At 59.1% G+C, this 18,247-nt stretch carries 18 protein-coding genes, 1 pseudogene and 1 riboswitch; of the genes and pseudogenes, 10 read left to right on the top strand and 9 right to left on the bottom strand.

Going from position 1 to position 18,247, the window contains the following annotated elements:
* Positions 1 to 76: 76 nt before the first annotated feature.
* Positions 77 to 262: riboswitch (cobalamin riboswitch) on the bottom strand.
* Between the two features lie 72 nt (positions 263 to 334).
* Genes cobU through QM780_RS00275 form a run of 3 tightly spaced genes read left to right on the top strand, consistent with a single transcriptional unit; the run spans position 335 to position 2,955 of the window.
* Entirely contained in the window at positions 335 to 859 is a 525-nt protein-coding gene (gene cobU, locus QM780_RS00285; protein WP_415068486.1) for a bifunctional adenosylcobinamide kinase/adenosylcobinamide-phosphate guanylyltransferase, read from the top strand.
* A gap of 3 nt (positions 860 to 862) precedes the next feature.
* Complete coding sequence (cobO, locus tag QM780_RS00280; protein ID WP_415068485.1) at positions 863 to 1,483, top strand: cob(I)yrinic acid a,c-diamide adenosyltransferase; 621 nt, start codon at positions 863 to 865, stop codon at positions 1,481 to 1,483.
* Entirely contained in the window at positions 1,483 to 2,955 is a 1,473-nt protein-coding gene (locus QM780_RS00275; RefSeq protein WP_415068484.1) for a cobyric acid synthase, read from the top strand. The genes cobO and QM780_RS00275 overlap by 1 nt, the downstream gene beginning before the upstream one ends.
* On the opposite strand, the gene cbiB is transcribed toward QM780_RS00275, so the two are convergent.
* The 3 genes from cbiB to QM780_RS00260 all read right to left on the bottom strand — a co-directional run bounded on the left by cbiB (position 2,939) and on the right by QM780_RS00260 (position 6,376).
* Positions 2,939 to 3,913: an adenosylcobinamide-phosphate synthase CbiB gene (gene cbiB, locus QM780_RS00270; RefSeq protein WP_415068483.1), complete on the bottom strand. Its 975-nt coding sequence runs from the start codon at positions 3,911 to 3,913 to the stop codon at positions 2,939 to 2,941. The genes QM780_RS00275 and cbiB overlap by 17 nt on opposite strands.
* A 40-nt stretch (positions 3,914 to 3,953) precedes the next feature.
* The gene (cobA, locus tag QM780_RS00265) at positions 3,954 to 5,444 is read right to left on the bottom strand and encodes a uroporphyrinogen-III C-methyltransferase (protein ID WP_415068482.1); all 1,491 of its coding nucleotides are present in this window, start codon (positions 5,442 to 5,444) and stop codon (positions 3,954 to 3,956) included.
* Positions 5,445 to 5,563: 119 nt separating this feature from the next.
* Positions 5,564 to 6,376: a rhodanese-related sulfurtransferase gene (locus QM780_RS00260; RefSeq protein WP_415068481.1), complete on the bottom strand. Its 813-nt coding sequence runs from the start codon at positions 6,374 to 6,376 to the stop codon at positions 5,564 to 5,566.
* A 285-nt stretch (positions 6,377 to 6,661) separates the two neighbouring features.
* Here QM780_RS00260 and QM780_RS00255 point away from each other — a divergent pair, with 285 nt between their 5' ends.
* Both QM780_RS00255 and QM780_RS00250 read left to right on the top strand, forming a co-directional pair.
* On the top strand, positions 6,662 to 6,814 hold the full coding sequence (locus QM780_RS00255) for a hypothetical protein (RefSeq protein ID WP_415068480.1): 153 nt from the start codon (positions 6,662 to 6,664) through the stop codon (positions 6,812 to 6,814).
* Between the two features lie 78 nt (positions 6,815 to 6,892).
* Entirely contained in the window at positions 6,893 to 7,417 is a 525-nt protein-coding gene (locus QM780_RS00250; RefSeq protein ID WP_415068479.1) for a hypothetical protein, read from the top strand.
* Positions 7,418 to 7,424: 7 nt separating this feature from the next.
* On the opposite strand, the gene QM780_RS00245 is transcribed toward QM780_RS00250, so the two are convergent.
* Complete coding sequence (locus QM780_RS00245; RefSeq protein WP_415068478.1) at positions 7,425 to 8,123, bottom strand: Crp/Fnr family transcriptional regulator; 699 nt, start codon at positions 8,121 to 8,123, stop codon at positions 7,425 to 7,427.
* Between QM780_RS00245 and QM780_RS00240 the strand changes: the two genes are divergently transcribed.
* On the top strand, positions 8,122 to 8,202 hold the full coding sequence (locus tag QM780_RS00240) for a hypothetical protein (RefSeq protein ID WP_415071950.1): 81 nt from the start codon (positions 8,122 to 8,124) through the stop codon (positions 8,200 to 8,202). The two genes, QM780_RS00245 and QM780_RS00240, sit on opposite strands and share 2 nt — an antisense overlap.
* Positions 8,203 to 8,259: 57 nt before the next feature.
* Here QM780_RS00240 and QM780_RS00235 read toward each other — a convergent pair whose 3' ends face one another.
* Positions 8,260 to 8,808: a tetratricopeptide repeat protein gene (locus QM780_RS00235; RefSeq protein ID WP_415068477.1), complete on the bottom strand. Its 549-nt coding sequence runs from the start codon at positions 8,806 to 8,808 to the stop codon at positions 8,260 to 8,262.
* Between the two features lie 288 nt (positions 8,809 to 9,096).
* Between QM780_RS00235 and QM780_RS00230 the strand changes: the two genes are divergently transcribed.
* A complete protein-coding gene (locus QM780_RS00230) occupies positions 9,097 to 10,389 on the top strand; it encodes an MFS transporter (protein ID WP_415068476.1) in 1,293 nt (430 codons plus the stop codon).
* A gap of 38 nt (positions 10,390 to 10,427) precedes the next feature.
* Here the strand turns inward: QM780_RS00230 and QM780_RS00225 are convergent.
* Positions 10,428 to 11,683, bottom strand: a pseudogene (locus QM780_RS00225) (cupin domain-containing protein).
* A 428-nt stretch (positions 11,684 to 12,111) separates the two neighbouring features.
* Between QM780_RS00225 and QM780_RS00220 the strand changes: the two are divergent.
* The 3 genes from QM780_RS00220 to QM780_RS00210 all read left to right on the top strand — a co-directional run bounded on the left by QM780_RS00220 (position 12,112) and on the right by QM780_RS00210 (position 14,765).
* Positions 12,112 to 12,387: a hypothetical protein gene (locus tag QM780_RS00220; RefSeq protein ID WP_415068475.1), complete on the top strand. Its 276-nt coding sequence runs from the start codon at positions 12,112 to 12,114 to the stop codon at positions 12,385 to 12,387.
* Positions 12,388 to 12,539: 152 nt separating this feature from the next.
* On the top strand, positions 12,540 to 13,604 hold the full coding sequence (locus QM780_RS00215; RefSeq protein WP_415068474.1) for an FkbM family methyltransferase: 1,065 nt from the start codon (positions 12,540 to 12,542) through the stop codon (positions 13,602 to 13,604).
* A 189-nt stretch (positions 13,605 to 13,793) separates the two neighbouring features.
* Positions 13,794 to 14,765 (top strand): NAD-dependent epimerase/dehydratase family protein, encoded by a 972-nt coding sequence (locus tag QM780_RS00210; RefSeq protein ID WP_415068473.1) that lies wholly within the window; start codon positions 13,794 to 13,796, stop codon positions 14,763 to 14,765.
* An 18-nt stretch (positions 14,766 to 14,783) separates the two neighbouring features.
* Here QM780_RS00210 and QM780_RS00205 read toward each other — a convergent pair whose 3' ends face one another.
* From QM780_RS00205 to QM780_RS00195, 3 genes are read right to left on the bottom strand one after another with little or no spacing between them, the layout of a single operon-like run.
* Positions 14,784 to 16,148 carry a glycosyltransferase family 4 protein gene (locus QM780_RS00205; RefSeq protein WP_415068472.1) on the bottom strand — a complete coding sequence of 455 codons (1,365 nt, stop codon included), beginning with the start codon at positions 16,146 to 16,148 and terminating at the stop codon, positions 14,784 to 14,786.
* Entirely contained in the window at positions 16,145 to 17,182 is a 1,038-nt protein-coding gene (locus QM780_RS00200; protein ID WP_415068471.1) for a glycosyltransferase family 4 protein, read from the bottom strand. The genes QM780_RS00205 and QM780_RS00200 overlap by 4 nt, the downstream gene beginning before the upstream one ends.
* Positions 17,179 to 18,210, bottom strand: a complete 1,032-nt coding sequence (locus tag QM780_RS00195; RefSeq protein ID WP_415068470.1) for a glycosyltransferase family 4 protein — start codon at positions 18,208 to 18,210, stop codon at positions 17,179 to 17,181. The genes QM780_RS00200 and QM780_RS00195 overlap by 4 nt, the downstream gene beginning before the upstream one ends.
* Positions 18,211 to 18,247 lie beyond the last annotated feature (37 nt).

The raw sequence follows: 18,247 nt of genomic DNA, 5'->3' as shown, positions 1-18,247 counted from the left end.
TCCAGGATGCCGCACAACGCCGTGTGCGGAATGATCTGACGTTCATCTTAACCTTTCTCGCCCCACCGGCGACGGCTTAAAAGCTTCGGGTGACGGCAGGTCTCCTGGCTCGCGGGTCCTGGCACATAGCGACCTTCCCGGGCATCCGCCCAGTGGTTCATTCGCCCGTGCTCACCGCTTACAGTTGCGGGGGCAGCTGCGGAATAGAAACCGCATTCCCTTTTGAACCCCCTTGCGAGGGACCGTCATCCCAATCGATAAGTGACGCCATAACCGGCGTCAATCGCCAAGCCGGCGCTTGCGTCATGCCCGAAAGTCCGCCTATGAGCGCGTCATGCCCGAACTGAACTTTCCGCAGCTGACGCTAGTCCTTGGCGGCGCCCGTTCAGGCAAAAGCGCCTATGCGGAACGACTTTTGACTGGCATTCCAGGCCCCTGGGCGTACGTCGCGACGGCGGAAGCCCTCGACGGTGAAATGCGGGATCGCATCGCCCATCACAAAAGCCGCAGACGCAGCGGCTGGATCGACCACGAGACGCCCCTCGAACTTGCCGATACACTGGCGAACCGGACGGCCGAAGTGCCTACCCTCGTCGATTGCCTGACACTTTGGCTTTCGAACCTGCTTCATGCGGGCCGCGCCATTCCCGAAGCGACCGATGCCCTGATCGCCTCTGCCGCCCGTCGCGTCGCGCCTTGCATCATGGTTTCCAACGAGGTCGGCCTCGGCATCGTGCCCGATAATGCTCTCGCTCGAGCTTTTCGTGACGAAGCCGGCCGCCTGAACCAGAAAATCGCAGCCGCGGCCGACAGGGTCGTCTTCGTCGCCGCCGGCCTGCCGCTGACTTTGAAAGGCTGAACCGTGAGCGAAAATCTGCCGGCGACCGATGACGCCGAACGCCACAAGGCGAAGATGGCCAAGCGCAAGGCCGTCCAGGACGCCGAGGTCGCTTCCAAGCAGATCGAGAAAGGCGTCCTTCTCGTTCACACCGGCCCGGGCAAAGGAAAGTCGACGGCTGCGTTCGGGCTGGCGCTACGTGCGCTCGGACATGGCTGGCGCGTCGGCGTCGTCCAGTTCATCAAAGGCGCATGGCGAACGGGTGAGCGCGACGCGCTTGAACGCTTCGGCGATCAGGTCTCGTGGCACACGATGGGCGAAGGCTTCACCTGGGAAACTCAGGACAAGGCCCGAGACATCGCCGCCGCGACCCGGGCCTGGATCATGGCCAAAGAGCTGATGGCCGACCCGTCCATTCGTCTTCTGGTCCTCGATGAACTCAATATCGCGCTTCGCTATGATTACCTGCCGCTCGATGACGTCATCGCAACGCTGCGCGACCGCCGGCCCGATTTGCACGTCGTCGTTACCGGCCGCAATGCCAAGCCGGAACTGACCGCGCTCGCCGACGGCGTCACCGAAATGGCTGCGGTGAAGCATCACTTCGCAGCAGGCATCAAAGCGCAGGAAGGCATCGAGTTCTAATGCCCGCGCGCGCGTTGATGTTCTCCGGAACGGGCTCCGACGTCGGCAAATCCCTGATCGTCGCGGGCCTCTGCCGGCTGTTCTCGAACCGCGGCCTCCGCGTATTGCCGTTCAAGCCGCAGAACATGTCGAACAACGCCGCAGTAACCGCCGACGGTGGCGAGATCGGCCGCGCGCAAGCTTTGCAGGCTCGCGCCGCGCGCGTCGCACCCACCGTTCACATGAACCCCGTGCTGCTCAAACCGGAAAGCGAAACCGGCGCGCAGATCGTGGTGCAAGGAAAAATGTGTGGCTCCGCCAGAGCGCGCGAATTCCAATCGAGAAAGAAAGATCTGCTGCCCGCCGTCCTCGAAAGTTTCGAGCTGTTGAAAGCCGACGCCGACTTGATCCTCGTCGAAGGCGCGGGCAGCGCTTCCGAAATCAATCTTCGAGCCAACGACATCGCCAATCTCGGCTTCGCGCGCGCCGCCGATGTTCCGGTCGTGCTGATCGGCGACATCGACCGCGGCGGCGTTATCGCCAGCATCGTCGGCACGAAGCATGTTCTCGATCCGGCCGATGCCGTGATGATCCGCGGTTTCATCGTCAATAAGATGCGCGGCGACCCGACGCTCTTCGCCGATGGCATGACAGCAATCGCCGAGAAGACCGCCTGGACGCCGCTCGGCCTTGTTCCCTTCTTCCCTGATGCCCGCAAGCTTCCGGCCGAAGACGCCCTCGGGCTACGCGACCTCGCCAAATCATCAAAGCGGAACGATAAAACGAAGCTTCGCATCGCTGTGCCGTTGCTCCCGCGCATCTCGAACTTCGATGACCTCGATCCACTTCGCAATGAGCCCGGCGTTTCGATCGAGTTGATCGAACCCGGCCGCCCGCTTCCGCTCGATGCCGACTTGATCCTCCTCCCCGGCTCCAAAACGACGATCGACGATCTTGCGGCACTCCGCGCCGAAGGCTGGGACATCGACATCAAAGCCCACGTCAGGCGCGGCGGCCGCGTGCTCGGCCTTTGCGGCGGCTATCAGATGCTCGGCAAACGCATTGCCGATCCAAACGGCATTGAAGGACCACCGCGCACCGTCGAAGGTCTCGGCCTTCTCGACATCGAAACCGAGTTTGGAACCGAAAAGACCTTGGAACACGTCTCCGGCACGCTGACGCAATCCGGCGCGCCGTTCGAGGGTTACGAAATGCACGTCGGCAAAACGGCGGGGCCGGACACCTCGCGCCCGTTGCTGACGTTTCCCGGCGGCCGCCGCGACGGCGCGACATCCCCGGATGGCCGCGTTTCCGGATGCTACGTCCACGGCCTGTTTTCATCCGACGCCGCACGCGCGGACTTCCTCGCGACATTCGGCATCGAAACATCCTCGACAAACTACGAGGCCGAGATCGACGCCACGCTCGATCGCCTCGCCGAACATCTTGCGCGGCACATCGCAGTCGATGACCTTCTCAATCTTGCAAAATGATCGCGAGAAAGAGCAACGTTGCGACCATGATGCCCCACGCCGTCGCCGTCAGCCGCAACGCCGCCCGTATGTCGTCAGCGGTCGCATCGCGCCGGCCGTCACCCATATAGGCATCCTCGACGCGCACCTCGCCATAGACTTTCGGGCCATTGAGCTTGAGCCCCAACGCACCGGCAATCGCGCTCTCCGGCCAGCCGGCATTCGGCGAACGATGCTTGGACGCATCCCGTGAAACGGCTTCCAGCGCCCCGGCAGTTGACGCGCCTGGCGTCACCATCGCCGCAACCGCCAGCAGTAGCGCGGTCAGCCGCGACGCCGGCAGATTGACGAGATCGTCCAGCCGCGCGCTGGCCCAGCCGAACGCTTCATGCCTCGGCGTGCGGTGGCCGATCATGCTGTCGGCCGTGTTGATCGCCTTGTAAGCGACGAACCCCGGCAGCCCCAGGATTGCGAACCAGAACACTGGCGCCACGATCCCATCCGAGGCATTTTCCGCAAGACTCTCGATTGCCGCGCGCGCGACGCCATGTTCATCGAGCGTCTGCGGGTTGCGCCCGACGATCCGTCCGACCGCTTCCCGCGCATCCTGAAGCCCATATTGATCGAGCGCCCGCGCCACCGCTCCGACGTGATCGTAAAGGCTACGGCTGGCGATCAGAGTAGACGCAAAAAGCGCGACGACAACCGGCCCGATCACATGATGATCGAGAATATCCTCGACCAGCCACGCGATCACTCCCGGCACCGCTACGATGATCAGAAGCGCGACCATGCCCGCTCTTCGCCGCGCCTGTGTGCTGTCGCTCTCGCGGTTGAGCCGCTGGTCCAGAAAGGAAATGAGCCGGCCGATCCACGATACCGGATGGCCGATGCGCTGATAGAGCCAATCGGGATAACCGAACGTGGCTTCGAGCACCAAGGCGCCCACCAGCACGAAAAGCGTTTGCCCGGCGGTCACGGCGTTTCGCGGAAAGGAGCGATAGTCCAACCGGAGCGCGTCACGGCTGCCCCGGCAAAACTTGCAACGCCGCGAGCACCGCCTCAGCTTGCTCGGCAGCATCCCGCACTGTCGCGTAGCGCAGCGCTTCCCCGACCATGACGAGCACCGGGCCGTCCGGATGTGCAGCTTCTAGTTCCGTCGCAATCGCGCCGACCGTCGATACGAAGACGCGCTCGTCCGGTCGCGTCGCGTTGGCGACGGCGATCGTCGGCGTCTTGGGATCGAGGCCATGCACCAGGGCGACCTCGGTCAGCTCCGCCAACGTCCGCTTCGGCATGTAGATGACGGTCGTCGCCGCGCCGTCCGCGACTGCGCTCCAATCGATATCGCTCGGCAGATGACCGCGGCGATCATGCGCTGTAATGAACTGCAGCCGCCGCGCATGATCGCGGTTGGTCAGCGAAACCTTGAGGCTCGCCGCCGCACCCTGCGCCGAGGTTACGCCCGGGATGACACTGATCGGCACACCGGCATCGCGGCACGCCTCGATTTCCTCGCCCGCGCGGCCGAAAATCAGCGGATCGCCCGATTTCAGGCGAACCACCTTCAAACCTTCCCGCGCCAGCGACACCATCATGGCATTGATGTCGGGCTGCTTGCACGACTTCCGATAACCTCGCTTGCCGACGTCGATCATCCGCGCGCCGGGGCGGACGAAATCGAGGATCGGCTTCGCGACCAGATCGTCGAACAGGACAGCGTCGGCCGACTGCAGCGCCTTCAAAGCTTTGATTGTGAGAAGCTCGGGGTCGCCCGGCCCGGCACCGACCAGCACCACCGATCCCGAAACTGAATCCGCCTTTGCTGCAGCCTTCGTTTCCACTGCCGGCGGCACCGAACCAGCCACCGAATAGCGAGCTTCGAACGGCGTGCGCGGCTGCCATCCGTGGCGTTGCAGCTCCGGATCGAGATGCTCCTCTTCCGGCCAGCCGATCAGCAGATAGCCGACAAGCTTCCAGTCGGGCGGCACATCGAGCGCTTTCGAAACTTCCGCCGGATCGATGATCGAAACCCAGCCGAGGCCGAGCCCAGCCTCGCGCGCCGCGAGCCACAGCACAGTCACCATGCACGCGCACGAATGATCGAGCGTCTCGGGCATGGTCTGCCGCCCTAGGCCATGGCCTTGCAGCGCGTTGCGGTCGCAGAAGACCGCAAGGTGCACCGGCGCCGCATCGAAACCCGCGAGTTTCAGCCGATAGTAAAGCTCGGCCTGCTCCCCGGCGTAGACCTCCGCCGACTTGCCACGCACCGCCTCGAAATTCCGGACGATGGCCGACCGCACATCACGCGATCTGACATTGACGATGCGCCACGGCTGGCTGTTGCCGACAGACGGCGCCAGATCCGCGAGCCTCAGCAGCCGCTCAACTAGGTCATCGGGTACGGGATCAGTCCGGAACCGCCGGACGTCGCGACGCCAGCGCACGAGTTGCTCGAGCGTGGCTCTGCCGTCCTGGTGCTGATCATCCCCGGTATTGCGGGCGGTCATTGCGGAAATTGCGCTCGGTTAATGAAAGATCGTCGGCCTTTCTGACCTATAGCACCATTCCGTGCGCGCCGCGCAAGAGCCGGCTTTTCCGCCCTGCGACCTTAGTTCGGAGGATGCCGTTAGCCTGTGTTTCGGTCGCCACAACGGTCGCATAGAGCGGTCTGGTCGTCGGCGGGGCGCCTGACTGGAAAGCCGCATTGCGAACAAAGAACATGCTGCCCCGGCCGAACGCCATGCTCCAGCGCGACGCGCTCGTCGAAGATGAAGCACTCGCCGCGCCAAAGACTATCTTCAGGCGCGATGCGTTCGAGATAGCGCAGGATTCCGCCATGCAGCTGATAGACGTTCTCGAACCCCTCCTTCAACAGAAAGGCGCTTGCCTTCTCGCAGCGGATGCCGCCGGTGCAGAACATCGCGATCTTCCGTGAGCGGTCATTCGCGAGCGTCTGTCGCACGTACGCGGGAAATTCGTTGAAAGCCCGCGTGTGCGGATTATGTGCCCGCTCGAACGTTCCGATCTCGACTTCGTAATCGTTGCGCGTGTCAATCACGAGAACCTCCGGATCGGCGATAAGCGCGTTCCAGTCCTCGGGCTCCACGAGTTCACCCATCGCCACCACGGGCTCCGCCTCCGGCACGCCGAAGGTCACGATCTCGCGTTTGATTTTTATCTTGAGGCGCTGAAACGGATGCTCCGCCGCCTCCGAGAGTTTGACGGTAAGATCCGAAAAGCGATCGTCCGCGCGGATGTCGAAAAGCAACGCGTCGAGCGCCGCCGATGCTCCCGACAACGTGCCGTTGATGCCCTCACTCGCAATCAGGATCGTTCCCTTGATCCCAAGTGCCGCGCAACGATCGCGCAGCCTCGCCTGAAGCGCGCCGGAATCGTCGATCGAAACAAATTTATAGAAAGCAGCGACGTTGACAGCCACGCGAACGACTTCCGGCAATTGACGATGAAATGGCCTGCATCGATATGGATTGAACAGGCGTTAGAACCCAATACGATCGCAGCCCGCGGCACGCAAGAGCCGAGGTCACTCAGCCGGCGAAATCCCTAAAAAATGAACCGCATTTCTTGATTGGCATCAACGGATCAGGACCATGTTTTCCGGTAGAAGTAGCGTTGGTTCTTTCTGGAGCGAGCGCGATGGTAAATCTTCTCCTTCGGCCTATACTGTTTTTTGCGGCCATCATCGCCGGCTGGTTCGTTTCGCGTGACTTCGGTGAACTTCAACGTCATCGAGATGGTCGTTTCCCTCTTTCTTATCACGATCGCCGTGGCAGTAGCCGCGTTCTGGGAAAATCTGTCCGATTGGCTGTCGAGCCGGAAGGTCAAGAACGACCGCAGCGAGGGCGGCACGGCGTAACGCCCATTCGCGATTTTTAAGCATTCTGCTAGTATTCAATCCTCGATAAAGCCCGCTTCCTGCCAAAACGGACATCTCGTGGATCTGCAAAGTCTCGCCCGCGACCTCGATAAACTTGCAACGGCCGATGCCGTCGTCGCCGACAGTTACCTGAGGTATGTCTTCAGAAAGGGCGCGCTCTATTTCCTCGCTTCTCTTCTGGCGATAAGCGGGCTCGGCCTGCTAGGAGCGGCATTGTATTGGCTTCTGGAAAGTAGCCTCGGCGCCATCGGGGCGGCGGCCTTGGTGGGCGTTATCGGCTGCCTCGTCGCCGGCATTATCGCAACCGTCGCCGTGCTTCAGCGTCCGGGGCGTGAATTCTCGGTCGCCATGGAGATGCGCCGATCGACGATCTCCACCCTTGAACAGAATATCAGAACCAATGCGGTGAACCCCAGCGCCTACATTTATCCGGCGAGCGAGGCGCTGATCAGCTCGGTTATCCTACCCTTGATGGGAGCCCTGATTAGAAATCTGAGATCACGCAACGATACCGCCGAAACATCATCCGAGGTCGCGAAAATCTCAGGCGCGCCGATCAACGGCGACGCGCCCAAAGCCTGACCGCGCTTTACTGCCCGGCAAGTTCAGCCAGACGGTCGCCGTCAAGAATATGCACTTCCGTCCCGCGCACGACGTCGATGACGTTCATCGTCCGCAGCTTCGTGATCGTCCGGCTGACGGTCTCGATCGTCAGGCCCAGCAGATCTGCGATATCCGAACGCCGCATCGGCAGCTTGACGACGCTTTCGTTGCCGTCCGACGAAGCGCGCGCCGACAGGCCGAGCAGAAAACCAGCAAGACGCTCCATCGCACTCTGCTGACCGACCGAAACCAGAAGGCTGCGAGCCGCAGCGAGCTCCGCCGACACTGCCTTGTAAAGCCTCAAGGCCAGGGCTGCATCGCGGGAAGCTTCTTGTTCAAGGGCGGCTGCGGAAAGGCATCGCACCTTCGCCGCGCAAGTCGCCTGCGCATCGAAGATATGCTCACGCAGCGTCCCGAGGCCGATGTAATCTCCCGGATACGCAAATTCGATGATCTGCCGACGACCGTCGCCGAGAAGCTTCGACAGTGCGATCACGCCTTCCTCGATGCGGAAAACGTGGGTCCTTGGGTCACCGTCGCAGAAGACATGCTCTTTGGCATCAACGCGCCGGATGGTGCCGCGTTCAAAACGATCTGCCGGAATCTCGCTGGGGGACAGTGCGCCGGTAGAAGCAAACGATCCGCCAAACGAACTGGCCGAGATCTCCTGAGAAGCACCAAGCATGTCCGTCCTCCATTGCGATGTCTGCGGTACATCAGGAGGTCTAACGGTGCTTCGTCCGTGCGTTATGCGAGGGGCGTGACGGTTTGTAATAGATTGTAATAGGCGCGGGCCCCTCGAAAATGGGCCTCTCCGGGGGTCAATTCCCGAGCTGAGCGCCTTCCTGGGGATTGGCTCCCAAGGAATCCGCCCCGAGCCGCTTCAGGCCTTCGGACGCCGCGTAAAGCGTCGGCTCCAGGCTCAGCGCGGCCCGGAAATCGGCGATGCTGGCCGTTCGGTCGCCAAGCATCTCGTTGGCGAGACCCCGGTTCAGAAATGCCGGCGACATGTCGGGCGCCAGCTCGACCGCCTTGGTGTAGTCGTCGATCGCTTCCTTCGCCTGACCCTGATCGAGATAAACATTGCCTCGATTGTAATAGGCGAAATTGTTCGCGTGGTTGGCCTCGATCGAGGACGTGAAGTCCGCGATCGCCTTTTTCGGCTGGTTCCGCTGGGCATAGGCGATGCCGCGGTTCATGTAGGCGGTCGACAAGGGATCGCCGAGCATCGTCCGCTGGATCACTTTCGTGCAGCCGCTTATCTGCCGGAGCGTGTTGGAGCTGCCATTGCAGTCCGAAATCGCGTCAGCACGGGCGGTGGCCGGCAAAACCGCCAACATCCCGAACACCAGGAAGACCACATGTTTCACAGAATAATGCCTTGTTACTCAGAAACAGGACTTTTCCGCAATCAAAGCTGCCAGTTTCGGCACAGCATCAAACATGGCGCGCCCCGGGTAAAAATTCCATAACAGATCGACTCTATGCACTCCTGATTTGCGCTGGCCGCCATTCTGCCTTCGGTCTCGATATCAAGCAGCCAAAATACGCTGTCCCGCCAATGGCCGTCGGCTGAGGCCCGCTGCCCGTAGACGTTGCGTCACCAATCGGGAATAAACCTCCGACGCGCCGACCGACCGGGGGAGATATATCGGCAAATGGATTACGTCGACGACGCCAGGCGGCCTCTGACCGCCAGCGATTACAAGACGCTCGTGCTGGCCGCACTCGGCGGCGCCCTCGAATTCTACGATTTTATTATATTTGTCTTCTTCGCAAACGCCCTCGGCGGCCTGTTTTTCCCTCCCGAGATGCCCGACGCGCTCCGCCAGCTTCAGACTTTCGGAATCTTCGCCGCCGGTTATCTGGCGAGGCCATTGGGCGGCATCGTAATGGCCCATTTTGGCGACCTCCTTGGCCGGAAACGGATGTTCACCTTCAGCATCGTCCTGATGGCTGCCTCGACGCTCGGCATGGGCTTCCTGCCGACCTATGCCCAGATCTCGATTTGGGCGCCGATCCTCCTCCTCGCGCTTCGGATCATTCAGGGCGCCGCAATCGGCGGCGAGGTCCCCGGTGCCTGGGTTTTCGTCTCCGAGCACCTGCCGCCCGGCCGCGTCGGCTATGCCTGCGGAACGCTGACCGCCGGCCTGACCAGCGGTATTCTATTGGGCTCGCTCGTCGCGACGCTGATCAACCACGCCTATACGCCTGCCGAAATCGCGAGCTGGGCCTGGCGGCTTCCGTTCCTTCTCGGCGGCGCTTTCGGCATGATATCGATTTATCTCCGGCTCCTACTCGCCGAAACCCCGGTCTTTCTGGAAATGCAGGCGCGTAAGGAACTCGCCGCCGAGCTACCGCTGAAGGCCGTCGTCCGCGATCATCGCGCCGCGGTCATCGTCTCGATGATCCTGACCTGGATGCTTTCCGGCATCATCGTCTTGATCATCCTGATGACGCCCGCACTGCTGCAGCATCAGGGCGTTCCGCGCGAAGTGGCGTTTGCGGCCAATACCGTCGCGACCTTATTCCTGACGATCGGTTGCGTGGCGGGAGGCCTGATCATCGATCGCATCGGCCCTGGACGATTTTTCACGTACGGCTGCGCGCTGCTCGCGGTCAGTGCCGTCGTTTTCTATACGAAAGGCGTCGCCGACCTCGCGCTTTTCACACCGCTTTATGCGGTGACAGGATTTCTCGTCGGCGTCGTGGCGGGAGTGCCCGTGGTGATGGTCCGTGTCTTCCCGCCGGCGGTCCGCTTCTCGGGTCTGTCCTTTTCCTACAACGTCGCGTACGCCATATCCGGCGGCCTGACGCCCGTGATCGTGCCGCCGCTGATGCAAATCCATCCGTTCGCGCACATTTATTACGTGATATTCCTCTGCCTGCTCGGCGTCGGCGTGGGACTTTGGCTGCTGCGTTCGCAGCAAGGCGCCGGACGAGCACAATGATTGAAAGGCCGGCCCGCCCCTACCCGGTTTCGAGACCCTCAGCCTGATACCTTGCCGGGAACGATACCAGGCGCATCACTCGGAAACTTCGCGATATCCGCCAGGTCGACATTGAGATGCTGCGCGACGAGCGCGGGCGGCGTGTGCGTCAGCCAATCCGACAAGCTGATCTCTTGGTACTCCGGAACCTTGAAGACCGCCAGAAACTTCAAATCCGTCTTGCCGACGTTCTGAATGACATGGCCCTGGCTCTTCTTGACGTAACCGACATCGCCCGGCCTGAAGTCAGCTGTCACGGCACGCGGACGTCGAATACGGTCATGCGGCCTTCACCTTCGATCCAGTACTGCCACTCGTCGGCATTCGGATGCCAGTGCATCTCGCGAACCGCGCCGGGTTTCAAAACCTCGATCGCGGCGGCGATCGTCTTCGACACTTTGAATACGGAGCTGTCCGCCAATCTCAACTCGCCTGACGCATTGGCCTTGATCGGCTTGGACGCGCCGAGCTTGTAGGTGAACGGATTGGGCGGCGTTCCTCCAGAAGCGACGGCCGCCTGATCTGCCGCCAGCGGCCCCGGTTCCTTGCCCTGGAAAATCCAAAGATCTTGCAGCGGAATATTCTTGAAGACGTCTTTCGGCACGCCGAAATTCGCGGCGAGGATATCCGGCGGCGTATGCGCGATCCAATCGCTGACGAGCAATGTGTTGTATTCCGACTGCCGCCCTTCATCGAATACGATCACGAACTCGCAGCCGTCGGGCCCGAGCCCCTGAAGCGAGTGCGGAAACCCTGACGGAAAATACCACAGATCTCCCGGTCCGACGTCATCGACATAAGCGCGCCCTTGCGGGTCAAGAACCGTCACCCGGCAAAGCCCGTTCGTCACGATGGCCCACTCGGCGGCCAAATGCCAATGCATCTCGCGGACACCGCCCGGACCGAGTCTCATGTTGACGCCCGAGACGGCCTCCGAAATCGCGAAATCCGACTGCGTCAGCTGCCGCGCCCAGCCACCGTTCTGAATTCGCTTCTGCGCATTGTTGAACGAACCCCAGAACAGCGGCATGCCGCCGACATCCGTCGGAGGCGGACTCTCGAACGAAGGAAACTGGCTGTAGAGGACAGGGTTCTTCGGGCCGGGATCCGAAAGCCCCGCCGGATTGGCATTGATCGCGCCTTGCGCCGGCTGATCCGGATTTCCGAATGTCGCTGCGCGCGCGGCGCCGGAAGCGGCAAGCGTTCCCGTCATCGCCGAAAGCGCGAGAATATTACGTCGGGAGAAATCATCCATGGAGCCGTCCTCCTGTTCGTTTGATTGAACTCGGCCCGCTCTCGCAGCCGCCGATCGAATGCGTCGCTGGAACGTAGGCCTGCAAACGCAACAGTTCTTTCCGAAATGCCGACAGGGTTTCGAAATCGCATAACCGCGGACCGCAATTGCAATCGCCTCCGTCACGGTCGCGATCCCATTTTGGCTATCCGCGTCGGAATTGAACATCTGCGGCGCTAAACGCGCGGCCAATCCGGTCTCCGGCTATACCAACGTATAGCTCTCGGAAAACGATCGTCTTGCACGCTAACCCAAACGTGCCTTCCGACGGAACCTACGTGCGATGGCGGCAATGCCGTGCGCGGATCAAATTGACGACAGCTGCTCGGACACCTCCGAGGCCCGAAAGCAGCGATAGGCAAATCGAAAGCTTTTTGGGAGTTACCGCTATGAACAAGATCTTTTCCCTCGTCCTGGTCGCCGGCGCACTGGCAATCTCGGGTGTTCCGGCCTTCGCAGAATCTCTTCCGGCTCTTGAAATTGGGCAGATCAGCGACCGCGCGGTCCCGACCTATTCTGGCGCCGCCCATGGCTCGGACGCTTCGGTCACCGAGCAGGAAATCGAGCAGTTCGGCAACTCGGCTCGCCCTGATGTGGATGCTTCTGCGTCGCGTGGGCACGATGAATCGCTCGTCAAGATGGAACTCGAGCAGATCCCCCACTAACGAATACGACAAAATTTTCTCAGCGTAGTTAGAGCCCGCCGCTCCTCCCGGCGGGCTTTATTTTGCTGGAACAATCGGTGCGTTGGTCGCGCCCATCGCATGTGATAGAGATGACGTCCATTGCTGAGGCGGCCAGGACATAGAGGGCACGAATGGACTTGACCGAACCGTGGCTGCGCAACGAGCGCTTCCGCATCGAAATGACCGTCGGTTGCCGCGACTGCGATCACATCGCAAAAGTCGAGCAAGCAGGCGCAGTCATCGATGAGAACGGCTCGCCCGTTCAGATCATGCACAACGGCCTGCGCATCACCAAAGACTGCTACTACGGCAGCTGGATGACCGAGATCATCACTCGACTTAGTGGCCACCACGAACCGCAGGAAGAAAAAGTCTTCGACGAACTGCTGAAGCACGTTGGCCCGAACGCGACGATGATCGAACTCGGAGGTTATTGGGCGTATTATTCGATGTGGTTTCTGCGCCAAGCCCCCAACACACGCCGTTCGATCGTCGTCGAACCAAAACCTGACAATCTCGCCGTCGGAAAAACAAACGCGGCGTTGAACGGCCTCAACATCGAATTTCTTCATGCCTATCTCGGCAGCCCGCTGCCGGCCGATAGTCCAATCGCTGCGGAATTCGCGTCCGCCCCGCACGAGTTGGTGCCCGACCTTCTCGAAAAGTTCGGGATCGAAACCCTCGATATTCTACACTGCGATACCCAGGGCGCCGAAACGGCAATCCTGGAATCCTGCGAAGACCTCCTGAAGAATCATCGCATAAGGTTCTGCGTGATCTCCACCCACTCGCATTACATCAGCGGCGATCCCCTCACCCACCAGAAGTGCCTCGCCATTCTGCAAAAAGCGGGCGTCAAGATCCTTTCCGAGCACGACGTCCATGAAAGCTTCAGCGGAGATGGCTTGATCGTCGCCTATTCTGGCCGCGAACCGCTCGCGCTGGAACACATCCCCACGAGCTTGAATCGCTATTCGACCAGTCTCTATCGAAATCCGCTGTTCGATCTCGACGACTCCGTCAAAGCGGCAAAGAAGCCTCCTGCACCGACCTCCGTAGGAATATCCGTCGGCCCTGCCGCTGGGCTTCAATCTGACGCCGGAGCACAACCGCCGACGACATCGCGCCGCCTGTGGCCGAAGAAGAGAGAGCTGCGCAAAATCGGACGCCGCCTTCTCGGCATGCCGCCGCGCTAACCCTTATTCCAAAACTCTTGACCATCGACGTGAAATCGACCGCGATAGGAACGCCATTTCACATCATGCTGTTGAGGCTTGCCAGGAAAAGCGCACAACGCTCTAATGAGAGTCGCAAGTACTCAGTGCGATACAGCGACAACTTCCAGCACTCCCCATTCGAGCCAAATCGAGGTGAAGAACGACGCTATGCGTGTGATGGTCACTGGAGCAAGCGGCTTTGTTGGCCAACACTTGCTATCGGCTCTTCCAAGAATTTTGGGAGCTGACGTCAGAATACGAGGAACCTCACTTGGACGAAATCACTTAATTGAACAGGGGATGCACTGGCTGGACGTTACCGACCCCGACTCCGTTAGCCAACAGCTCTTGGATTTTCGGCCCACTCATGTGGTGAATTTGGCTGGCATTGCCGCACCTCAGCAGGCGAACCGAGACCTTGATGCCGCCTGGAAAATTCATCTCCAGGGCACGCTTAATTTAGCCAGGGCCATTATGCTCCATGTACCGGAGTGCTGGCTCATCCATGTCAGTACCGGAATGGTCTACGGTGCTTCGGCAAAACGAGGTGTGCCAGTAACCGAAATGAGTTCGCTCCAACCGATCGATGAGTATTCCGCGAGCAAGGCTGCCGCCGATCTCGCCATTGGCGCGATGGCACAAAGAGGTTTGCGCTGCATTCGATTCCGCCCTTTCAATCACACCGGCCCTGACCAATCAGAGGCATTTGCTGTTCCCGCATTTGCAATGCAGATTGCGCGCGCGGAAAAAGGACTATCGCCGAACAGTATCAGCGTTGGGAATCTTTCAGCGGTCCGCGATTTTCTCGACGTGAGAGACGTCGTCGCCGCTTATTCGTTAGCGATCAAATACTGCGATCGGCTTGAGCCGGGCACCGTCCTTAACCTCTCCTCGGGCGTCCCCACAAAATTGAGCGATCTGCTTCAAAATCTCTTATCGATGGCCCATTTGAACATGCAGATTGAGATTGATCCTTCGCGTATGCGCCCAAGCGATCTCCCGGTATTTCTGGGGAACTCAACCTTGCTTCGGAACACTCTGAACTGGACGCCGAGATATACTCTCTCTGATACTCTCGCCGCCGTCTTGGACAACTGTCGAGAACGGGTGGCGAAGGAAATCGTTGTGAATGATCTCTAAACTCACAAGCAGATCGCGTCAGCTTCTACCTTTGAATTCGGGCAAATCTGAAGAGCGGAGTTGGCCCGTGTCAGTTTCGAGCACCGGACCGCTTTCAAATATGCTCAAGGGTTCGATGAGTTCGCTGCGGCCGATCATTCCGGCGGAACCGGACCATCTCCTCAATGTGTTTGAGCATCGATTGAATGCAGAAAGAACAGGCCGGGCCCGCAACGAAGCGTCCACAGCATTCAGCAATACGCGCGCGTAATTTTCCGCGGTGAAAGTACGAGATGCCCATGCGCGTGCGCGCGCGCCCATTTCCCGGCGAACCTGTTCGCTCGAGGCTAGATGCTCGATAGCCGATCGAAGGTCCTCGAGCTCATTTTCGTGATTAACTTTTATGGCGCAGTCATCGGGAATATCGCGATAGAATCCAAAATCAGTAACGATTATTGGCTTCCCGTAAAGCATCCCCTCGATCGCGGATGCCGAAGCGGCTTCAAGCGTCGGCCACCGGAGACAGCTTATGATATCGCTCTGTTCGATGGCCTCGGCGAGAGTATCATCATCGACTTCTCCGCTGACGACAAGATTTACTCCCAAAGCCTCCGCTTGAGAAATCATCTCGGCTCGCGTTTCGGGCAATATGCGGCCGACGAGACGATAAGTGACTGAATCTCGAAGCGCAGCGCTCGTTCCGATGGCCTCGATGACGCGTGCGACACGTTTGTTCGGATTCACGTGTCCGATGGTGAGCACATAAAGCCTATCACCTTCTCGACGCCTCAAATTGCTTTCGATGGGAATCGGACGAGATGCGGAATATGCGAGCGGCGCCAGGCAAACAGGTCCAGGGCATGAATTCAGCACCCTATCACAGCCCCACGCGCTGTGCGTGACGCAAGCTAATGCATGCGCGCAAATCCATTCGACCATCGGAGCAGTGTTTCTCGTGCCCTCGATGAAACTTTCATTATTTTCGTAGCGGAAGTATGAGGATGCCACCGCATCTCCATACCAAGCTCGGAGAACGCCGTGCGCTTCCGGCCGCCGTGTTGCCGCCCACCCCCAGAATAAATCGCCCAGAAAAAAATCGTGCAAGCAAACGATGCCTGGAATTGCAGGCAGAAAGTTTACGGCTCCTTTGTGCATCTCATAGCTGTCGCCGATTTGATAGATGACGGCATCCGCCGCCCGGATATCTGGATTTTTGATATCAACCGATGTCCACGGATAGAGGCGACAGCCAAAGTCATGAGTTGGAAGTTTCAGAAGTTCCTCGGACTCTGCTTGAATGACCGTAACGCTATGCCCATCGCGGATCAGCTGACGAACCACCAAGCTGGCCATGCGGCCGATTGCTGACGCTGTGATTGTTGGCGTGAAAAAAACGAAATTCATCTTAGCAACGCCTTCACCGTTTCAGGCCAGCTAATTCCAAGATCGTCCCACTGAATTCGCGCTTCGCGGCCATATCCGACGCACGCGCTCTCGTCTGTAAAAATTTCGTCCATGACGTCAGCCAATGCCTGGGCAGTCGGTTCCGCTACCCAACCAGTCGTTTTGTGATGGACGAGCCCCAGGATTCCCCCACTGTCTGAGGTCGTCAGCAGCGCCTTTGAAGCATTGGCGCCTTCCATTGCGACATACCCCAGCGAATCCTCGTCGAACGGCAAATAGGCGACCGCACGAGATCCATTTACGTAATTTGCATATACGTCCCGGGGCAAGAAACGAAGATCGAGCGTCACTCGGCTCTCCAGCCCAAGTCGATCAACTGTTGCTCGCAGCAAATTTGCATCCGCCTGATTGTCCGGCGGACCGCCAATGACGAGCCTTACCCGATCGCTCGTCCGCGCCAATGCTTCGAGAAGTAAATGTTGTCTCTTCATTGAATTGACCCGACCACCTGCGAAAATATAGTCGCCCAGCGGGCCGCCCTGGAACAACTCAGGATCATTGATTGGCGGCAATAGAACCTTAGCGTCGACTCCATTGTATTTTTGAAGTCGCTGTTTGGTCACTTCGGAGTTCGTGAAGATCTTTGTGCACTCCGAAAAACTTTCGTTATCTGCGGTCTTGATGACAGATCGGAGCTCTACGCCATCACGGCCCTCGGGCAGATTACTTTGGCCTGCGTCATGAAGATCGTACGCCTGCCGGTACTGATGTAGCAGCCACAGCACTTTGTTTGGATGACGCACGAGATACGCCGGAAACTTAAGCGCTATGACGAGATCCACATTCGTCAATTCCAATGTGCGGACCAGCAGCATCTGAGCCGGGATGCCATATGCAGGTTCCCACTGAAACGGAATGCGCAAAACTTCAGCGTCGTGTCCAGCGATCTGGATGTTCCGACAAAGATGTGACGCGAGTTCCTCGGCGCCTCCCCAAATAAACGGGGCCATATTGTTGACGATCAGAACTTTCACGCCAGTAATCTTTCAAGAACCGTGGACCAGCGAATATCAAGTCCGGCTATTCGGTCACGAGCGTTGATGCCCATTTGACTTGTCGTCGCCCGCTGTACAAACAGCCTATCCATTTCTGCGGCAATACTTTGCGGAGAGGGCTCGGCTATGACGCCATTTATGCCATCGATCACGAACTCCCCCACTCCGCCCGCGTCGGTTACGGTCAAAGTCGGCTTCGCCGCATGCGCCGCTTCTATTGTGGGATAACCGTATGAGTCTTCATCGAGCGGCAGATATGCTGAGGCCAAGCAGTTGGCGAGATACCCAACCTTCTCGGCTTCGCTGATCCAGCGCTCTTCGAGAAGTACTCGGTCCGACAAGCCCAACTTTGCAATTTGCTCTTTAAGTTTTCGAACATAACTCGCGCTCCCCTGCCCTGCCAGGCGCAGCTTTACGTTCGATTGGGTGTGGCTCATCGCATCGATCAATAAATGCGGCCTCTTGTGATGCTCCAAGCGGCAGACGCTTACGATCTCGTCATTGAAATCCGCACAATAGAACCTCTCTGGCGCCCAAACCGGCGGGTAGAGGACTTCACAATCGATATCGTTGAAGGCCTTTAGCCGTTTCTTCACGATCGATGAATTGGAGAACACAGCCTTCGCTTCGAGCAACGCCTCGCGATCGAGCGCATGAAGCGTTTCGCGGATCCCACGGTGTCGAGAATCATCTGGAAACGTTCGATAAGGAGTGTCCCAAAGATCGTAAAACAAGCGTATGTGATGGATAAACCATACTATCTTGTTTGGATGCCTTATGAGATGCGATTGAGGTCGAAAACAAATCACGCGATCCGCGGCACTTAAATCGAGCCACCTGAAAGCAAACATTTGATCGATTAAAAGATCCGGTTCGTCGACCTCGGGAATATATATGGTCTCGACCTGATGCCCGGCATCTCTGAGTGCAATAGCAAGCCAATCGACGATGTTTCTAGCTCCGCCCCGAACAAACGGTACGAACGACGAGCACAATGCAATTTTCATAAGTTCGAGACGTCCAGACTACGACTTTTCCGCCAAC

The sequence above is a fragment of the Hyphomicrobium sp. genome (assembly GCF_047600905.1).
Classification (GTDB): domain Bacteria; phylum Pseudomonadota; class Alphaproteobacteria; order Rhizobiales; family Hyphomicrobiaceae; genus Hyphomicrobium_B.
This window is presented reverse-complemented; position numbering and strand designations above follow the sequence as displayed.